At 36.8% G+C, this 19,252-nt stretch carries 9 protein-coding genes; 5 read left to right on the forward strand and 4 right to left on the reverse strand.

Going from position 1 to position 19,252, the window contains the following annotated elements; all coding sequences use genetic code 11:
* Positions 1-838 precede the first annotated feature (838 nt).
* Positions 839-1,240 carry a plasmid mobilization protein gene (locus A0J48_RS22105; RefSeq protein WP_234301092.1) on the forward strand — a complete coding sequence of 134 codons (402 nt, stop codon included), beginning with the start codon at positions 839-841 and terminating at the stop codon, positions 1,238-1,240.
* A gap of 150 nt (positions 1,241-1,390) precedes the next feature.
* The gene (locus A0J48_RS22110) at positions 1,391-3,073 is read left to right on the forward strand and encodes a relaxase/mobilization nuclease domain-containing protein (protein ID WP_200326746.1); all 1,683 of its coding nucleotides are present in this window, start codon (positions 1,391-1,393) and stop codon (positions 3,071-3,073) included.
* A 270-nt stretch (positions 3,074-3,343) separates the two neighbouring features.
* Here the strand turns inward: A0J48_RS22110 and A0J48_RS22115 are convergent, their stop codons facing one another.
* The gene (locus tag A0J48_RS22115) at positions 3,344-3,874 is read right to left on the reverse strand and encodes a hypothetical protein (protein ID WP_200326747.1); all 531 of its coding nucleotides are present in this window, start codon (positions 3,872-3,874) and stop codon (positions 3,344-3,346) included.
* Positions 3,875-3,919: 45 nt separating this feature from the next.
* Here A0J48_RS22115 and A0J48_RS22120 point away from each other — a divergent pair, with 45 nt between their 5' ends.
* Together A0J48_RS22120 and A0J48_RS22125 are read left to right on the forward strand one after the other, a co-directional pair.
* Entirely contained in the window at positions 3,920-10,465 is a 6,546-nt protein-coding gene (locus A0J48_RS22120; protein ID WP_200326748.1) for a hypothetical protein, read from the forward strand.
* A 312-nt stretch (positions 10,466-10,777) separates the two neighbouring features.
* Positions 10,778-11,536 (forward strand): hypothetical protein, encoded by a 759-nt coding sequence (locus tag A0J48_RS22125; protein ID WP_234301093.1) that lies wholly within the window; start codon positions 10,778-10,780, stop codon positions 11,534-11,536.
* 59 nt (positions 11,537-11,595) lie between these two features.
* Here A0J48_RS22125 and A0J48_RS22130 read toward each other — a convergent pair whose 3' ends face one another.
* From A0J48_RS22130 to A0J48_RS22140, 3 genes are all read right to left on the reverse strand, one after another.
* On the reverse strand, positions 11,596-12,258 hold the full coding sequence (locus tag A0J48_RS22130) for a Uma2 family endonuclease (protein ID WP_200326750.1): 663 nt from the start codon (positions 12,256-12,258) through the stop codon (positions 11,596-11,598).
* A 414-nt stretch (positions 12,259-12,672) separates the two neighbouring features.
* Positions 12,673-16,773 carry a hypothetical protein gene (locus A0J48_RS22135; protein ID WP_200326751.1) on the reverse strand — a complete coding sequence of 1,367 codons (4,101 nt, stop codon included), beginning with the start codon at positions 16,771-16,773 and terminating at the stop codon, positions 12,673-12,675.
* A gap of 197 nt (positions 16,774-16,970) precedes the next feature.
* Positions 16,971-17,309: a hypothetical protein gene (locus tag A0J48_RS22140; protein ID WP_200326752.1), complete on the reverse strand. Its 339-nt coding sequence runs from the start codon at positions 17,307-17,309 to the stop codon at positions 16,971-16,973.
* 255 nt (positions 17,310-17,564) lie between these two features.
* Between A0J48_RS22140 and A0J48_RS22145 the strand changes: the two genes are divergently transcribed.
* Positions 17,565-19,252, forward strand: a 1,688-nt coding sequence (locus A0J48_RS22145; RefSeq protein ID WP_234301094.1) for an AAA family ATPase, incomplete at its 3' end; no start/stop codon positions are given.

Raw genomic sequence — 19,252 nt, forward strand, 5'->3', positions numbered from 1 at the left:
TTAGTAATCAGCTATTAGCTGCAATAGTAAGAATTTTGAAGTTTTAATTTCATGAATTTCATTTGCATCTGCTTGTTCTCATTCTTTGTATTTCAATATTCAAGGTACATAGTTGATGGAACCCGATAGCTGACAGGTAAATGATTACTAACTTAGTATGGGTTGCAAAGCCAACTAATCTTTATCTAGGTCATAAATTTCCTTTGATTACATCAAATATATTGCTATATGAATGAGCTAGTTGAAAACCAACAAAAAATATAATATGTTTATATTCTTTGATATATTTTTAATTAATTTGCTCTACCTTTTGATTTAGTTATTAGTATGGTTAAACTATTAATACACAACTAAAATCAAAATATAATCTCAACCACCATAACGGCAATTACATATTACAAAAGTAGGATAAATGTAGTTTAAATAATGAGTAATTATGCTTAAAATTTGCTGTGGGTCAAAAATGGGGACGCAATGGGGACACTGTGGGGACGCTGTGGGCAATTTATATAAAATCAAGTAGTTGAAGTGGCTATCAAATTCAAAAAATCATTTTATTTGGGTCAAAAATGGGGACGCAATGGGGACACTGTGGGATCTAGAAAGTGGTGCTACATTCCTACATATATATACTGTAACTTACGCTAAAAACCTTACTAAATAATCCATTCAGGAAAATATGGTTAAAGTATTTAATCTTACAAATTCACATTATTAACTTAATTCCCGGTGAGACGCAAGCCATGTTTTGTGTATGCGTTATACTCGGACTCAACCACTCAAAATAGTATTTTTGCCGCATTTTTTAGCTGAAAAAGTTTTTTTGGAAATAATCATCATGCCAAAAAAAACTCAGAGAACTGATGGAGTTATCAGAACAATTAGGCATCCAGTTCGTTTTGCTGCTGATGAGTACGAGCAGCTTAAACAAAAAGCAAATGAAGCCAGAGTAAGTATCACAGAATTTATTCGACGTGCCGCACTTCGACGGCGTGTTGTAGAATTGCCCCCTCCCCCTGAGTTAAATTGGAAGTTGTATACAGAACTAAATGCTATTGGAGTGAATCTTAACCAGATAGCGACAGCAGCAACTAACGCATCAAAAACAGGACAAGCCGTAAATTTTGATGTTGAGCAGCTACAAAACTTAGTAGAATCCCTGCGTGCATCCATTAAGGAAACACAAATGCAACTGCTGGAGTGTGGGGTTACAGCTGATGAATCAGAAGAAATTGTTTGATTGGTCAAAGACATGACGGATGCGATGGCGGAACGCCCGCTTTCAGTGATCCCTCTAAAATTAACCACATTTTCCAAAATCACTATCCCAACAAAGTATTGAGCTAACCCCTACATAACCCATCGTAAACATTGCTGAGAGGAGTACCCCTTGATTGGCAAACAGTTTAAAAATCACAGCTTTCGCTCCACCCTAGAATATGTGCTGGGTAAGGAGAAAGCCACCATGATTGACAGCAATATGGGTGGGACTACACCCATACAACTAACTAGAGAATTTGGTGCAGCCAGAAGATTTCGCCCCAATCTCCAACGTGCTTGCGCTCATGTCATTCTCTCTATTCCTCACCGTGATGTATCCCATAACAAAGGGGAATACCATGAACATTTGGAAGATGAGCAATACACAGAAATTGCCCAGCATTGGCTCAAGGCCATGAAATTCTTGGGAGAGGAATTAAATCAAAGCCAGTATGTTGTTGCCCGTCACCATGACACCAACCACGAACACATTCATATCATTGCTTCGCGTATCCGTATGAATGGCTCAGTTGTACCAGATTCCTGGGATTATCGCCGCAGTGAGGTGATATTACGAAAATTGGAAAAAGAATACGGTTTGGAGGCTGTATCCTGTAGCAATGAAAGGGTAGCCCAAACAGTAGAGAAAATTGGAATTGAAACAACTATTAGCGATTCCTACGGAGCGCTTCGCTATCGCCGCGCCCAAACCCAAAAACAGAAACACCACTCTTCCAATCAACCACCTATTACCCAACTGTTAGCTGACATCATTGATGAAACTACGAAAGACCAGCCAACTGTTACCCAATTGATACAGAGACTTCAGCAACAAAGTGTTGTGGTTCATCCTCAGTTTAGTACCGGGGGGTTGTTTAAAGAGGCGATCGCTTTTGAGATGAATGGTGTCAAGGTTGGTGGGTATAAATTAGGGTCAGCGTACAGCTTTCCAGGGCTTCAGAAAAAACGAGGTGTATCTTATAACCCTGAGCGAGATTTACCAGCAATATATTCTTGTCGGGGTAAAAAACAGGTTGAAATCCCAACACCTGCTATAGAAACAACGGTAACAATATTGTCCCCAGAGGAAGCAATAGCATTAACCGATAGAACTACGCACAAACAAGAAACTACTTCAGAAATTAGTGCTGCGCGGAACTCCTCACCAGAACTACCGGAAGTAATCACTTCCCTCACCGCAGACATATCACCATCAGAATTACATCAAGCTATTACTACACCATTAGCTAAAAATAATACAATCGAAGTTGAGGAGGCGATCGCTCAAAATGCAGTAACGGAGATAATCACGGAACAGCAAGTTATAGCTAAAAGCCCGCCTCTAGCGATTGCGCGGAGCGCACTGCCGGAGGCAATCGCTTCTAGTAAACCTGCAAAAAATACTCTGGAAACTGAGAATAGAAGCAAGGTTTCTGTAGACAACCCAGCTTCCGGTCAGGAAAGTAATGCAATACCTTCCAACATTACACCTTTATTAAACGCACACCAATCGGTTAATAGTTCACAAAATCACGCTAACAACATCAGCCCAATTATCAGATTTTTTTGGCAACAAGCAGGACAACCAGAAACATATTCAGGAAAATACTACGACCTTCAACTAGAGAAGGACATTCTCAAACTAAAACGCAAAAATGCGGAAGAAATTGCAGAAATTTCCCTCTATGATGACGCTGAAAGTAAAGATAAAGGGTTGACAGATGAAGATTTGATGATACTAGAGAGACTGAAAATGCTACTGTTAACCCACAACCGACAAGAAGAACAAGAAAATAGCAAAGAATTGGAGTAAAGACAGTTATATCAAAAATGGGTTTGATTTATATCAAAGGATATAAAGCAACAAACAAAAACTACCTCCAATTCTACTTTTTTTTACTAGCAACATCAGTGAAATAACTTTTAGAATCAAATCTGAGGAAACTATTAGTAGTTATAGCGATCGCCCGTGTTAGGACATCAATTGATGATAAAACCCACACAACAAAAGACTTTTCACACTGTCACCTGTTCCTTGTGACCTCCTGTAACAGTGATGTATAAATTACCAAATTGGCAAATTTCAATACCGTGTTTCTGGTTCAAAAGGCAAGGTATCAACATCTTCAAAATTACGCAAATCTATTTCCATCTGCTTCCTTCTTTGTAAATAGGTTTTGTTGTTTGAAATAATTGCTTGCATTTGCTGTTCACCAAGATTTATGCCCTGTTCCGCATATCGAGCCGACAATTCATTGTAATTATCAACTTCAATTTTTTTACGACGTTCCATTTCTGCTAATGATTCAGCACTGACTCCAATACTATGAGCATATTTCACATATTCTAGTTTCAAAGAACCATCATCATTAAATTGCTGCTTCTCTTCTTCTGTAAAGAAATCGTAGGCAGTGTAATTGATCCACGGTTCAGGGTCAGTTTCATCTAATAATTTCAATCGTTCGTATTCTGCCTTAAGAGTCAAAGCATAATCATCAATTGTCTCTTGATTAATACCTTTAGTTAATCTCTCGTTTATATAATCTGGGTTCAAAGTTCCGTCTTTATTAACCTTTTTCCTATTCAAATACAGCCAACGATTTAGCCTTGACATAGTAACATCCTTATTTTAGATTCACAAGTACAAACTAATTATAATATGACACTCATATTCAAACACTTTGACACAAAATTAAACCAATGGTTACACACTGATGGAGATACTCAAAATTTAAACTCAATCCTAACGGAGAAATTAGATAACACCCTGCTGGAGTTCTTCTTACCTGATAAACAGTTCTCCTTTGGACAAATGGACGAACATACAACAGCAGAAGACCTAAAAAACCATCCAGATAATCACATTTTGCTATTGTCTTCTAAAACACGATTGCTTTATGGATCAGAAGAATGTTTAGAAGTTATTGAAAAATTATGTCCAGATCGTAAAGACAGAGGTGCTTACGGTTCTATATTTTTAGGTTCATGCCAAAATGCTATACATGAAAAACTAAACATTCTGGTGGTAGATGACACCACTGGAGAAAACGGAGGGATTTTAAACAACGAAGATGCTTGGAAATTGGTTGGAGATTGCTACGGACAGATTTCAACAGAACTATACCACCAACTAACCAAACATAAAAAAGAAAAAGATCAGAATTACAGTGTTATTCAACACCGCTTTGGTTGGAGAGAGAATGATGGAGAAGACACTAAATTTCGTTTTGGTAAAGGAACACTAAGACCCCAAAATCTAACCCAAATAGAATATGCAGATCACAAAAACAAACCCAAAATAGACCTCATAATCCCCATATCTAGCTTTAAGGGAACAGATAAAGATAACCCATCCACACCGATTAAACCCCAAATCAAACCAGGTTTATATAATCAAACTATTTGGTTGGGTGAAAAATCACAGTCTCAAAAAGGTAAAACTGCCATTTCTCAACTACTAGCTTCTTTCCCCCAAGGTATAAAAGACTTTGCAGAAGAATTAGAAAAGCAAGCCCAAGAACTTGCAGAAATTCAGAAAGACCCTAGAAAAGTCGCACAGCTATATTGCGAAAAATACGAAAAACGTAAAGCATTTATTGGACAGCAAAAACCAGAGCAATTAGAGAATGAAACACCAGATAAAACAGTAGAATTATATAACGATAATCCTAATTCAGATGATTTACAAGAAGATAGTGAATCTGAACAAGATGATTTGTTGATGTACAAAATTATCAAATCAGATTTACTTGGTCATGCTCAACTTTTGGAAACTGAGAAAGTTAAACAAGAACTTACACGATTTGTACAAAATGAATGGCGAGATATTGCCCTTGGTCGTGTTCTTACCTTTGACCGGGGAATGATTATTCCCTCCAAAGAACTTAAAAATGGTGAAATTTTTGTCCCTTGGATGATAGAAGGTGAAAAAATCCTGAATTTTCGCTCACCTTTTTTAAATGCTAATGGTTTATGTGTTTCTATCAACAAACAGGTTGAAGATTACCTGGGACCAGATGGCAACCCACTAGAAGGAATTATCGTGGTCAACGATGAAGACCATAAACGCATCCAAGCTAGAATTGAAGCCCTAAAAGCACAAGGTATTGAAACTGAAGAATTAGACCCAATAGAAACAGAATCAGAACGTCAAGGTCGAGATTTTGATGGTGACTGTATTGGTGTAGAGTTAGCGAATAAATATCCTAATTTTACTGCCGAAGCTGAATATAAAAACTTGCCTGAAAATGCTTATGCTCCCACAGTCAAACTGAAAAAGCAATCTTTTTACAGAGAAGATGGTACACAACCTGAATTTGAAGAAATCGCTATTCACATGAGTGATGGTATCAGTGTTGGTATTATCAATAATCATGTAACAGCATTAGAAGCTTTAGAGTCAGAAATAGAAATTTTAATCACCTATGGTAATTACCAACAACAAACTGAATATTTAAACCAAGTTGCTAATCATTATAAAAAATTATTCCAGTTAGAAAGTGATAAAACTAATCCTCAAAAAATTAGGGAAGAGTACAGAGAACAGATGCAAGAGTTTCTTCAACTAGCATCCGTTCAAGATAAAAGTCCTGAAGTAATAGAACAGTCAATGTTAGTTAACCAGAATATGTACCGACAAATGATTGAGGAAGCTTGTTTCCAAAATCAAATTGCGGTGGATTTATTCAAAAGTGCCAAAAAGCCTGATATGGAGGTAATAGCTGAAAATAAACGTTATCTTTATCGAGATGTTAATTATATTAAAGATAAAAAATCTCCATCTGCTTACTTGAATGAAGGTATTAATACTACTGGATATTCACCAGTGGAGTTATTAATTAACCAAGTTAATAAATACTTTGAATCATCTCCTTTAGAATCACGTCCTATTATCCAATTCCAAGATTTATTTAAAGGTGTAGAATTTACTCCTCAGCAAAAATTCCAGGCTATTTTAACTAAACAAGAATTTGATGAAAAATTTAATGCTGCTACCAGATTAAATAAACGTCGAGAAACTGAACAAGGTTCTTATGCTGTTGTGAAAACAAGCAGTGGTACAGAAATCACCATTACTAATCTCACTCGCTACGAACATCCGGGAATTTGGAAAGGTTCAACACTCAACATCCGTTTAGAAGAAATACCAGAAAAATATCGGTCTTTGCAACGTCCCCATACTTTATTAGCAATAGCACAAATTGATGGAGAAACAGAAAATGGAGAAGCTAAATATGAGAAGCTGGGAACAGTTAGTCAACAATCTGTAATTGACTATAATTTAAAACCAGGAATGACAACTCAGGAAGCGACATTAGTTGAACTTAAACCTGAACTGAGAGAAAGTCAAATCAAGTTACTGTTTCAAGAAGCTTATGCTGTTGCTGAAAATTTCTATAATTTATTTCCTGAAGACCAAAAATTAGCAGTTGCAGCTGCAACGTGGAGTATATCAGCTTCTCGACAAGATGAATTAGAACAAGGTGATAATCATAATTTCAATTCTCGAAAGAAGGTTTCTAATTTTGTATTTGCAACTTTTGGTAAGGAAATAGTTAGCCGATTAGATGAGTTACAATTTTCAGAACTCAAGGTATTAGGAATTGGTAAGGAAGGAGATAATTTTGTTGGTAGAGAATGGAATCTACAAGAAAAATATGATATAGAAATACGCGCTAGTCGCTATCCTCCAGGACATGAGAGACATAATTCTAGATTGGTTTTTGTCAAAGATAATGATGGAGAATACAAAGAATTTGCTGTTTTGGAACAAAGAACAGGCCAGTTACCAATTGGTACTCAAGCACAAGCATATATTAAACCAGGTGAAACTTATACAGCTACGGCAACTATTAATTTACCATCGCAACCACCAATCAATATTACTATCAGAGAAATTAGTAAATTTGCTCATGCAGGTAAGACTTTTAATGGTGAAGCAGTTACACTCACTATTGGTAATGTACCCATTCCTATTAACACCGCTAAAATTAAATTGAATGGTCAAACATTGGGAGAACTGGATGCTGATTCAATTCAAGAATTAAGAAAAATCAATTATTTATCTAATGGTAATCCGCTACAACTTAAATTAAAATCTATTGGTGATAGTCAACATGAAGGTGGCTTTATTATTGCTGAATCACCTCATGGGAATTTGTTAAAAATTAATAAGATTAATGTTTATGATTTCAAAGGTCAAGTTTTTACTGGAGAAGAATATAAAAGCGTTAGTTTAGAAGTACCAACCAGTAAAAATAGGGATGCTGTTTTTCTTGATGGAGAGTTATTAGGAGTTCTCCACTATAAAAAAGATAAGGAAGCACTACAAAGTTTAGGATTGCTTAAACACGGTCAACAAGGTTCTGTGAATTGTACTTTACAAAGCAATTTTTCTCACACTTTTATTAAAATTGAACCCAATACAGTACAATATCCCGAAATTTGGACAAAGGAAGCTCAATCTTTTCAGGATAACTCCCAATTAAATACAGTAACAAAACAAGAGATGATGCTGGAAAACAGTAGTTTGTTACTGGAGAAAATCAAAGAACGTCCCACAATCTTATTTTCTGCTAAGGAAGATCAGGTACTGGGTTTAATAGGGATGACGGTAGATAAGCATAAAACAAAATTAGTACAAAATTGGTTGCAAGCTAAAAATATCGAATTTAATATTTTACCTCGACAGGATGTACCGATAGAGACTAAAAAAGGGATGTCTGTATTTTACTTGGTTAGCAATACAATTACAAATGATGATTTCAATGCTTTGCAGGCAAAGTTTGGAGAAATATTAAGTGCTGATGGGACAAAGAGTGCTTACAATCAACGTCTTATTTCTCTTCCTAATAGACCATATATAGTAGGTGAACAAATAGATAAATTTCAGGAATCAATTACAACAACAATTCCTGTTACAGTTACACCCGAAGAAACAATTTTAATTTCTGAAAATCAGCAACCAATATCCGCAGTAGCTGAGGTATTACCTGTTAATACCTCCATCTTATCCAAACCCGAAGAAAAGGATGTTGTGATTTCAGGTAAACCTGTGCAAATGGTGTTTCCTCTGAAAATGCACGGTGAACCCAATCCTTTACCCGTCAGCACTACTATTGATGCTATGCGCGGATATGGTAGATGTCATACAACCAGGACTTATGAACCGTACAAAGCTTATGGGTTTAAAGAGGGGGATATTGCGATCGCTTCCGGTGCGTCTAATAGTGCGATCGCCTCCGGCGGGCGTTCCGCCATCGCTATATCTAATTCCCAACAAGTTGCCTTTCGAGTAGGTAAACAATACCGCATCACCCCAGAAATGATTGCAGATCACGCATATCAGCAACAATGGGCAGCAATGGAAAAACACAGCAGTCAAGAACTGGCCAGTTTTAGGGATAAACCCGAAGTGTGGGGACTGCATACAGAACCACTGGGAGATTATGTCAACGGTAAAATCCTACCTTTCCCCAATGCAAAACTTGAACAGTCATTAGTTACACCTCCTATACCATCACCTTTATCTACAGCCATACCCCTGACATCTGTTATTACTTCTCCGGTGAATATCGGTTCGAGAAGTTCTGACCCTCTAGGTGCAGCTATGACTAATCCTACAGTTAAAGCCAAGGAATTAGGCAAAATTCAAGGGGAGTACCCTGTATCTTTCCGTGATAACGCCGCAGTAACCGCCGGTAAGTATGGACCGGAAACCTATACCCAAGATAAACCTGCTGGAGTCCCTTTTGTCTCTGCTGAACAAGCTTACCAACACTACAAAACTACAGTACCTTTGGGAGAACCACGAATACAGTTAATGGCAGAAATCATTCAAGCTAAGTTAGAACAACACCCTAAGTTGTTTGCAGCTATCACCCAAAGGGGAGGAGTAGAATGGCTGGAAAACTGTACTCACTATGTCACTTCCAGCAGAGATAACTACTGGGAAGGGAAGGGTAAAGAATCTCCGTTTATCCGCGCTTTAATTGAGGGATATTCTAGGGTGTTGGAAAACTCTCAGACTATTACTCAAGCATCCTCAGAATTACCACGAAATGAAGATGTAAAAACAGTTAATACACCGCAACCTAGAGATTCTGGAAAAGAAATTGCTACTTCTCCTAAAACTTTCAACCCACTTGCTAATCTCCAACCCCTGAATGCAGCTGTAGCGCCGCATATGCACAAAGATGTGGCAATGGCTGAAGTAGCTACTCAATTTATTGGTATATCTGCTGCACCACCTGAAACACCCTCTAGCACCCGTAATTATCAACAAGCTTGGGGGGAAAGGGCAAATACAGGTGTTTACTCAGACAATGACACAATTATGGTTTCAGGTTCTGGTCCCTGGAGGGGTGTTACTCAACAACAAATTCTGGAAACTTTCAATAAACATTATGTACCACTGATTGATAGAGCGATCGCATCCAACAGTTCCTTTGTAGTGGGTAATGCTGCTGGTACTGACCAACTGGTAAAACAATATTTAGAAAGACAGGGGTATAAGTTGGAAGCTATTAAGGATGGGTACACACGCGCAGTCAAGCTAGAACAAGATACTACGCTTACTAACCAACAACCACAATCTGTTGCACCACCGGCTTCAGAAGTATCTTCTTCAGTACCTACACAACCATTATCTGTGGTGTCATCTGACAGGATAAATTCGCCTAATTCTACACATATTTCCTCATCAAACATTTTTCAAAAAGAGGCTGCTGATACCAGTCTTCGCCATGAAGAAACAACTATAGAACAATTAAGAACTTGGTATTTAACTGCACAAAATTTAGGTAAATCAGCAGAATATATTCAGCGAATTGCCGAAGTTGGTAATGAGTTTAAATCAGGTACAGGATTAACAGATAAAGCACGTTTAGCAATGAATAATGATTTTCAAGAATTACATTCTATCAATCGAATTACACAAATCGCTCAACGAATAGGAGATGTATTTGGCAGTCGGCAAGAAAACGGTGAAATTATAGTACAAGGTAAAGAATACTCAATTACAATCAATAATTCCCAAAAGGATTTAAGAATTAATAAAAAAAATGGAACTGTTTTACTAGATATTCAAGTAGGACAAATCAAGGAGAGTAAAGTATCGGCTGAAGTTATTGATGTATTTGAGGAAATAAATCAAAATATTAATCAATCTTTAGCATCTGTCAAAAATCAGTATCTTCAAGTTTAATATTTTTCCAACTAAAACTTTTTGATTTGTAAAAAACACCAAAGTATGTCAACTAAACCTCTATTTCAGATTGCGTTTTTTACAATGGACATTTCCGAAAAAGAATCTGAAACCCTTAAAACCTGTCTAGCTGAAAAACTAATTTTCGGAGAGGGCTAATACATCTTTAAACTATAGCTGTAGCCAGGGTAATTAGGACATTAATCAATTATGGAAACATAAAAATAATAAGGATTTCACTATTGCTTTCTGCTATAACAATCCACCTAATCAATTCATTAGCATAAATTTATGACAAATAACCCCCTAACTATGCTCACTGAAGAATCAAATAAAATATCACCTGATATTTCACCTACTAAAACTGCTTATATGTTAAGCCAACTTCTTGAATATGTTGGTTACGATGAGTCAGAATCTATTCCAGTAACAGAAACAGTGAGTATTGAAGAACAAAACGATGCTATCAAAACATTAGCATCTATTATTGCTGGTCTTAATTCTGGAAGAACAGTAGAAGAATCTATTTTAATAGAATTTGAACCAGACGACATCCAGTTAGAAAATCCAGAGTTTATTCCTGAATCAGCAGTAACTTTCGTAAATGATTTAACTGTAAATAAAACAGATGAACCAGATAATTTCACTCAAATCAATTATGACTCGATTATAGTTTTGGAAGATGAACAAGAAGAAAACAGAACCGAAATATATGAGGAAGACATTATGTTATATGTTATTCCTCTCATAATGGCAAGGTTAATGAGCGAAGGAAGTTTAATAGAAGATAGTGAAGATGGAGAAAAAAGAGTTTATCAATCGGATGAATTTACTGCTTCAATACAAGTTACATCTACAGAGGAGCAAATTCTAATTTTGAAAAGGAAGCAATATCTCTATTCTGAACATGACGTTGCTTTAAATGCTGTTAGAAAAACAAATTATACTCAGTTTCAAGTTACTACAAATCAATTAACAGAAGCGGAGATAGAAAAATTTAAATTGATAGCATTAATGGAGTATAATCAGAGTAATGAATTTAATAAAAAAGAACAAGAGTTAGGAGATTAATAGAATTTATGGCTTAATCAATAAATCCAAAATCTTGACTAATAAAGAGTTTCAAAAATTTACAGTGTATTTGGGTCAATTCCCCTTGCTTGTAACCTAGCTAAAAGAGATTGCAATTCTTCCTCTTGGGTAAAATATCTATTACCATTTTCCTCATACCAATATAACCATTCCCTGGTTCTACCTTGATAAGTTCCCTGTTCCCTACCAATACCTAAACCTATCTCTGGCATCCAAATTTTATCCCCTAGTTGAAGGATGTATTCACCATTGACTAAGCGGTAAACTTCTAAACGTTGACGTTTCCGACGTAGGCGTGTAGGGGCATAAATGACATAATATAAAATGCCTAATTCTGCATAGTCTAATTTCTTTTGCTCATATTCGTAATTGTAAGTTTGAGAAACAATTTCTAAGGCTAAAATTGGGGGAATACCATCTTCTTCCCAAAGTACATAACTAGAACGTCCATGTTCACCAACAAAGCGTTCTACTCCCAAACTTAAAAAGGCATCTGGTACTATAGCAGGTTTACTTCCTGCATAATAAATTCCCATATTAATCCCAAAAAACCAATCATCTCGCTTTTGCCAAATATTGACTAGGATAGCTAATAATAAATTGGGAATTAAAATTTGTAGTTCGTTATCCACTGGGGTATCGTCTGAATCTGGTAATTCTGCTGAAGAAGGTAAACAATGTAATGTATTGTAATTTAACATATAAGTCTCCTATTTGATTTTTGCGAAACTAGGTACATCTTGATTATTTGTTTCCTATCTTCACGAATAATTATGGCTTAGACCACACTCCACGAACGTAAACACTATCACGATGAAAAAATGACTCATATCATTTCTGTTTGTGAGTTTCACTACTCGTTAGAGATATAGCTATTATATCTGTTGGGTTAGGTAACAGGGAACGGGAGCATCCCAATTTTGAAAAAATAAACATAACCACGCCAAAAACTCTCTTCCCTTTGTGTATTATAACCCTTTGAGCAAAAGTTTACAGCACACTATAAACGTGCATCCTTAACGATAATGTCTCGATTTTTCGTAAGGGATACAATCAGATCAAGGGTGGGGCAGTTTTATATTATTAGATAAAAATAAACTTACACATTTCAGATGCTATCCAGAAAACGAACAATTAACCTTTATCAATTCCTGAACCCAACATTTAGGCAATATCGAAAGCAAAGCAGCGATAATCTTAGACTGAGATTTAATTGGCATTTCATCTAAAAAATACTGCCGATCAACATCATCTAAATGTTTATCTATTGCAAACACTTTTTTAACTATTTCCTGATGAGATTTCATCTTCAAATCTTGCAGACTAAAATCTATATCTGTCATTTCCAATTCCTCTTTTAAAACATCGCTTATATCATCCAGATTATTCCTTTTGCTATTATTACTATTTAATAGAGAAAGGAATATTTTTAACCATTGTTTCCAACCTCCTCCAAACTCAGTTGCTAACTTGGAAATATACCCCTGACTCATACCAGAAACTACTGCTACAACTGGTTGAGTAATCTTTTGTCCCTGTAACCAAAGTTCTTTAACTGCGGTTTCAATTTTCCACCAAGATTTCTCATCTTTAGAACCAGCTTCAATTGTTATCTCTGCTGCTTGTACATATCTGATTTCATGTTCTAAAAAGCTCAAATCGTAATCAGCACAAAAATAAAAATGAAGTTCTGATTCCCGACGATTATTTACTCTTAATCTGCCAATAGCTTGGATAATTTCCGATTGCGTAACCCAATCAATAAATTTTTGTAAATCTTGATTGATTTTTGAGTAATATAATGATTTATTGCTATTGCTATGATTGAGTTTTATATCATCCCAGTTATGATAGTTAACTTGATCATCCGTGGGTTTTAAAGTCAGATATAAGGTTTCTAAATGCCCGATATTCTGATAGGGAATCCCAAAAGTAGCTAAAGCTGTAATTTCTTGGAACTCATTAGAACCGCGACTGTCTCTAAACCAGCCACCATCTTCATTTTCACAGCATTTTACAAAGTCAATAAATTTGATATCACTATGACGAGACAATAATTCCTGTCGCAATGCACTGACTCTTTCTTGACAGTAGGAAGAACGATTTTTAGAAACTTGTCCTAATCCTGTAATTTGGATAATTTGTAAATTATTGGCTTTAGTTATTTCTTGCTCTACAGTTAAAATTGCTTCTGGTTCAATATCAAACCACCAAGCTATATACTCAGGTTTTGTAGTAGCATCTAAGTAAACATTCCATAGTGTTGATTTGGCGATCGCACTATGACGTGAATTACGAGTTGTCACACTCAGCTTACCATTATCAATCCGAATTGCACCGGAAATTTTTCTACCCCAAACTTGTAAAAATGGTACAAACCAGTTAACTACTATCTCTGTTTGAATTTTATCCACTAATTCAGAAATAGGATTACCAAACTGTTTTCGCACTTTTTTGGGTAAATCACTTAAATCTACTCCATACTGACTGGTAGAGTTAAAAATTGGTAATAAATCTGGTTGTAAAATCTGCATTACTTCTGTAATGATTTCATCTAAATTTTTTGGTGCTTTACCCAACATTCCTCGGACACCAGCATCATTCCAACCGTAGTAAGGTTGTTGAATATCTCCTGTTACACATTCTCTTAAAACTGCCCACATTGGTTGTAATTGCAGACTGATTTCAGGAGAATTAGTTATTAACTCTGCTATTACTTGATCAATATCCCGTAAATTGGCAGTGATAGTATTAACTGGTTGTACTGTTTGCATAACTTCATCCCAGAAAATACCGCTAGTTGACCAGTCAAAATCTTCTGGTTGGGGTGCGCTATCAGGATGACAACGAATGCGATCGCTCTTAAAAGTCTCTTTCCTCAAAAAACGATGTCCAAAACCGGGACCTGCACAACCACGACAAGCTTCTAGTAAATGACAAGTAGCACAGATGGGGTTTTCTGCACCTTCAATAGATTCTAAATTCTTGCTACGTAAAACATTAAAAATCTGGCTACGATGGCAATTACCTTTTGTATCTGGTGTTTCTCCGTGCTTAGGCCATCTTAGGTAACGTTTACCGTTTGGGGTAGTATCCCAAACCATACCTGAATTACGTACATCCAGATATTCATAATTGCGCTCAATTGTTTCTGTACTGACATTGCGAGCATGACTGGTAAAATACCATAACTTTTCTACTCCCAAAGCTGTTGGTAAAGCTGTTCCTGCATCATGGCTTTTAAATGTACCAGTGGGACTTTTATCTAAAATGTGTTTCCACCCAGCAGCGATAGCTTCAGCGTAAACTTGCAAACGCTGACCTTTTTTGAAGATAATTTTCGGTGGTTGTTGTAAAGTGCCATATTTGGGGAACTTTCCAGGTTTATATTCAATGACATTGCATGATGCAATGACCCCTTCCTCCTGCTGTAAAGCGGAGTGCAACATAGGTTCAAGTCCTCCACTTTTACAAAGTGGTTCTTGTCCAGGTGGGGTTGAATCCTCAACTGAATTGTCTCCCCTGCCCCCTGCTCCCTGCTCCCTTGCCTCTTGAAACCTCTCAACCTTGTCTTTTCCTTCTCCGTGTTCTCTGTGCCTCTGTGGTTCGTTTATCTGAAAATTACCCTCTAATTCTGCCTTTTTTAAACCCGAATTTTGTTGACCAAAACCTTTTTTGGGACGATAACGCTCCACCATCCGCCCAAACCAGAGCTTGAGTTTGTAGAGCATTTCCCATTCTCGGTCTATCTGAGCCAGAGACTGTTGTACTTGTTCTGAACATCCAGCAAAAAACTCTTCTGGTGTCAGAAGATGCAGGGGTGCAGCACTTTGGCTTACTTCGACTGCGCTCAGTACAAGTCGCTCAGTGACCTGGTGCGGGGGGCAGGGGGAAAGATTGATATCACCAGTTAAATATTTATCATTAAGGGTACAGGGTGCAGGAGGAGAAGAATTTTCAGAAGGTATTGCTTCATTATTCCAACTCACCATTACCTGATATCCACCTTTACGGCAGTATTCAACGCCTTTTGCATACTGCTGAATTAAATCTAAATTGTCTGTAGAGTTGGGAGCGGGTTTTAGGGTAATCAACTTATCCTGCACCAACTGGAATGAACCTTGTTTGAGTAGTTTTCTAATTTGTTGATGGATATGATGGCGATTCAGGTAAGCAGCAGTGCTAATTAGTTTAATCTCATCTTGCCGACCTACGGCCAGTAATTCGTCAATGTCTAATTGCTCTTTGGTTTCGAGTTGTCCCCAGTCACCCACAGATAGAGAATATCTCAATTTACGGCACTGTTGCAGAGTATCTTCGTTGGCTTTGGCAATGTGGGGATTGAGTATCGCACCAGCATCAGGCATCAGCCGAATTTCTTGGGGACGCAACCGCTTTAGGTAATCTTTGAGGGTTTGTTGACCATAGCGTGCGGCAGATGCTGTACCAATGACGGCAATATCAGTTTGCCCAGAACGCCACAAAAACACGGCGGTGAGTAGAGATTTGAGTGCGCCTTCGCAAAGAATTACTACTTTTGCCCTTTTGCAGTTTGGGTGTTTCCAACAAAACAGAGGTAATTCCCCATTTGGTAAATGTGGTCCGTTTCCCCCTTGGTTAGAACTACTCAACCAGATGTATTTGGGTTTGGTTTGCAGAGTAGCAATTTGAAAGCCGGTGATTTGAAAATAGGGGTCAAGGGCTGCGATCGCAATTCCTTCTCTCCCCAATAGTCTACCTTCAAGTGACACCCCAGCCACAGCAGATGTTACCCCCACCGGGGCAGATAATCCTGGTTCCCAGCTTCTCACCCAACCTAAGTCTTTGAGCCAGTTAATTTCTTGAGTAGTCAACTGTCGTTGTGTTTGCAGGTGGGAGATATGTTGAGTACCCAAACTACTCACAGTGGAGTTTAAAAGTAATCGGTTTTGCCTGTTCCGTTCCTCAATACTCAACCCTTTGTTAATCTTTCTGCTACCAGCCCGATTTTGAGGCGAATACAGACGCTCACCCTGGATTTGACCACTTTTATCATCTGGGACGAATAAACCGCCCATATCGTTACGCAGGAGCTTGATAAAGCGATAACCAGCAGGAGCATCATGTTGGCTGAAACTCCGAAAGCACTCAATTAAATTATCTGAGCGAATAGCGCAACCGTGATGGTTGCCACAGACAGGACAAGGATTGCGTTTGGTGGTGTATTGACGTTTCATGGCAGCGCACTCAAAACCAGGTGAGTATCCCCGCAGGGCTGAAATAGATGTTCTGACTAGGATACAACCCCGTTTTGAGTAGTTTTTTTCCGGCCATATCTATATAGTGTGCAGGTTTTATGTAATTTGAGTATTCAGGGGTTGAAACCTTTACTGAGTAAAGGTTTCAGGAAAATCAATTATCACAAGGGGGGGAGTTAAATATCACGTGAGGGGGAGATAATGAGTAGTCGAAAATTGCCCCTTTTTATTCTCAATAACAGGCAGAATCTCTTATTTTTGAATGTAATCATAAAGGTTATGGGGTTTAATATTGTCATTTGCCCCCAATACCAGTAAAGACTACGAGATGATGTACGACTGATAGTTTGAGTATCAGCATCAGTACATTGATTAGTAATTGGGTAAGAGCCATCAGGGAAACTTCCTTGGCTAAGTAAATTCACGCTAAGGACTATTGATGCTGCTGTAAGTGTAGTAGCTAAAAGAGTTGAAGCTACTTTAGAAATTGGGAATTCAGATGCTTTTTGTGCCATAATGGCCTCTAGATTATGTTTTAAAAACTGTCCTAACCCCGTGAAGGCTAGGACTTTTTGTATTTAAATTTAACTATATGCTTGCTGGTATTATATGGCAACATATAGTTTATTTTTGTTATAAAACTTAACCTATATAACGAAATGCAGTATTTTTTGGGCTTAAATAGTAGTAATTAGTTTTTGAGATCACGTTGCTAGACTGTCTAATAAAGGATTAAGATATTGATGAAACCTTAATGATCTAGCTTAATTATGGATGCTGAAACAGCTTTAAATTTCGTTGATACCTTAGTTTTTCAGAAAACAGGTAAATATCTACATGATTTAGAGAGAGAGGTTTTTAGGAAATCTTGGGAAGGCCAAAGTTTTTCCAAAATGGCAAACCAGTTATCTGTTCATGAAAGTCACGTAAAATTGATTGGTATTAAGTTATGGAAGTTACTTTCTGATATTTTAAAAGAAAATATAAGCAAAGCAAATTTTAAAGGTGCAATTGAGCGAAATTTCATAGGCAGGGAAAGTGCAATTGCAGCTATTAACAACATTCAACCTACAAAAGTGATAAGTCTTCAAATTGCGGGTGGTGAAGAAAAAACGACTTTTGACAAAAATTCAGGTTATGAAGATTTAGAGGGATTCAGAGAATATGACCCTAATTTTATAGGTCGGGAAAGTGAGATCGCACATCTTGACAACCTGATTAATAAAGGTGCAAAAATTATCCAAATCATCGCACCTGGAGGTACTGGTAAAACTCGTTTAGCTCAGAAATATCTTAAAAGAAGGTTTAAAACAGTATTAGATTTTCCTATTGCTAAAGAAACAAAAGATATTGCATCTGTAGAGAGTTTATTAGAGGAAAAACTGCGTCAATTAGGAGAAGAACCTGGGCGAGAACTTATCGTATCTTTAAATCGATTAAAACAGAAACTCCAAACACAGGAAATAGGAATTTTAATAGATAACCTTGAACCTGCTTTAGATGCTTCAGGAAAGTTTATTGAACAGCATCGCAGTTATGTAGAATTATTGCGAATTTTAACTGATACTAGCGTTAAGTCTATTACCCTTATTACCAGCCGTGAGCCTCTTTATGAGGGTTTAGATATTACTCTGTATAAACTGCTTAGTTTAACTGTAGAAGCATGGCATAAATATTGGAATTATCAAGAAATTAATTCAGATACTCACATATTAACTGAAATTCACAACGTCTATGGGGGTAATGCTTTGGCCATGAAAGTATTATGTAATACCATTATAAATGATTTTAATGGAGATATTATTGCTTATTGGCAGGATAATAAAACTGAGAAGAATTTAGAAATTGAAACTGCGGTAGGGAATTTCATTAAAGAACAATTTGAAAGATTAGCTCATATTAATCTTGATGCTTATAATTTGCTTTGTCGGATGGGATGTTATCGTTATCAAGATGTCCCAACTGTACCAGAAGCAGGTTTGTTTTGTTTACTTTGGGATGTACCAGAAAATCAGCATAAAAGAATTATTAAAATTTTGAGAGCGCACGCTTTAGTTGAATTTAATAATAGTGAATATTTGTTACATCCGATAATTCGGCAAGAAGCAATTGAAAGATTGAAAAATAGTAAGGATTGGGAAAAAGCAAATATTCAAGCAGGAGAATTTTGGACTAAAAGTATTAAAAGTGTTGAAACTATTAAAGATGCTTTAACTGCTTTTGAACCTTATTATCATTATTTGAATATTGAAGATTTTAATTTAGCTGCTAAGACTATTGTAAAACAAATAGATGATAAGTCTAGTCTTGCTGGAGCTTTTGGCAGACTTGGTATTTTCAATATAATGAGCAATCATCTTAGATTTCATATTGATAAACTTCAAGATAAGGCAATTGTAGCAAAATTATATAATATTTTAGGAGAATTTCAACTTCGTTCTGGTGATTTACATCAAGC

Origin of the sequence: Sphaerospermopsis aphanizomenoides BCCUSP55 (assembly GCF_001586785.1) — a bacterium.
GTDB classification, from domain to species: Bacteria; Cyanobacteriota; Cyanobacteriia; order Cyanobacteriales; family Nostocaceae; genus Sphaerospermopsis_A; species Sphaerospermopsis_A aphanizomenoides_A.

What these genes read in the sequence shown, in the direction of transcription:
- A0J48_RS22105 (WP_234301092.1), top strand. Translation starts at nt 839, where the DNA reads ATGCCAAAAAAAACTCAGAGAACTGATGGAGTTATCAGAACAATTAGG.
- A0J48_RS22115 (WP_200326747.1), bottom strand. Translation starts at nt 3,874, where the DNA reads ATGTCAAGGCTAAATCGTTGGCTGTATTTGAATAGGAAAAAGGTTAAT.
- A0J48_RS22120 (WP_200326748.1), top strand. Translation starts at nt 3,920, where the DNA reads ATGACACTCATATTCAAACACTTTGACACAAAATTAAACCAATGGTTA.
- A0J48_RS22125 (WP_234301093.1), top strand. Translation starts at nt 10,778, where the DNA reads ATGCTCACTGAAGAATCAAATAAAATATCACCTGATATTTCACCTACT.
- A0J48_RS22130 (WP_200326750.1), bottom strand. Translation starts at nt 12,258, where the DNA reads ATGTTAAATTACAATACATTACATTGTTTACCTTCTTCAGCAGAATTA.
- A0J48_RS22135 (WP_200326751.1), bottom strand. Translation starts at nt 16,773, where the DNA reads ATGAAACGTCAATACACCACCAAACGCAATCCTTGTCCTGTCTGTGGC.
- A0J48_RS22140 (WP_200326752.1), bottom strand. Translation starts at nt 17,309, where the DNA reads ATGGCACAAAAAGCATCTGAATTCCCAATTTCTAAAGTAGCTTCAACT.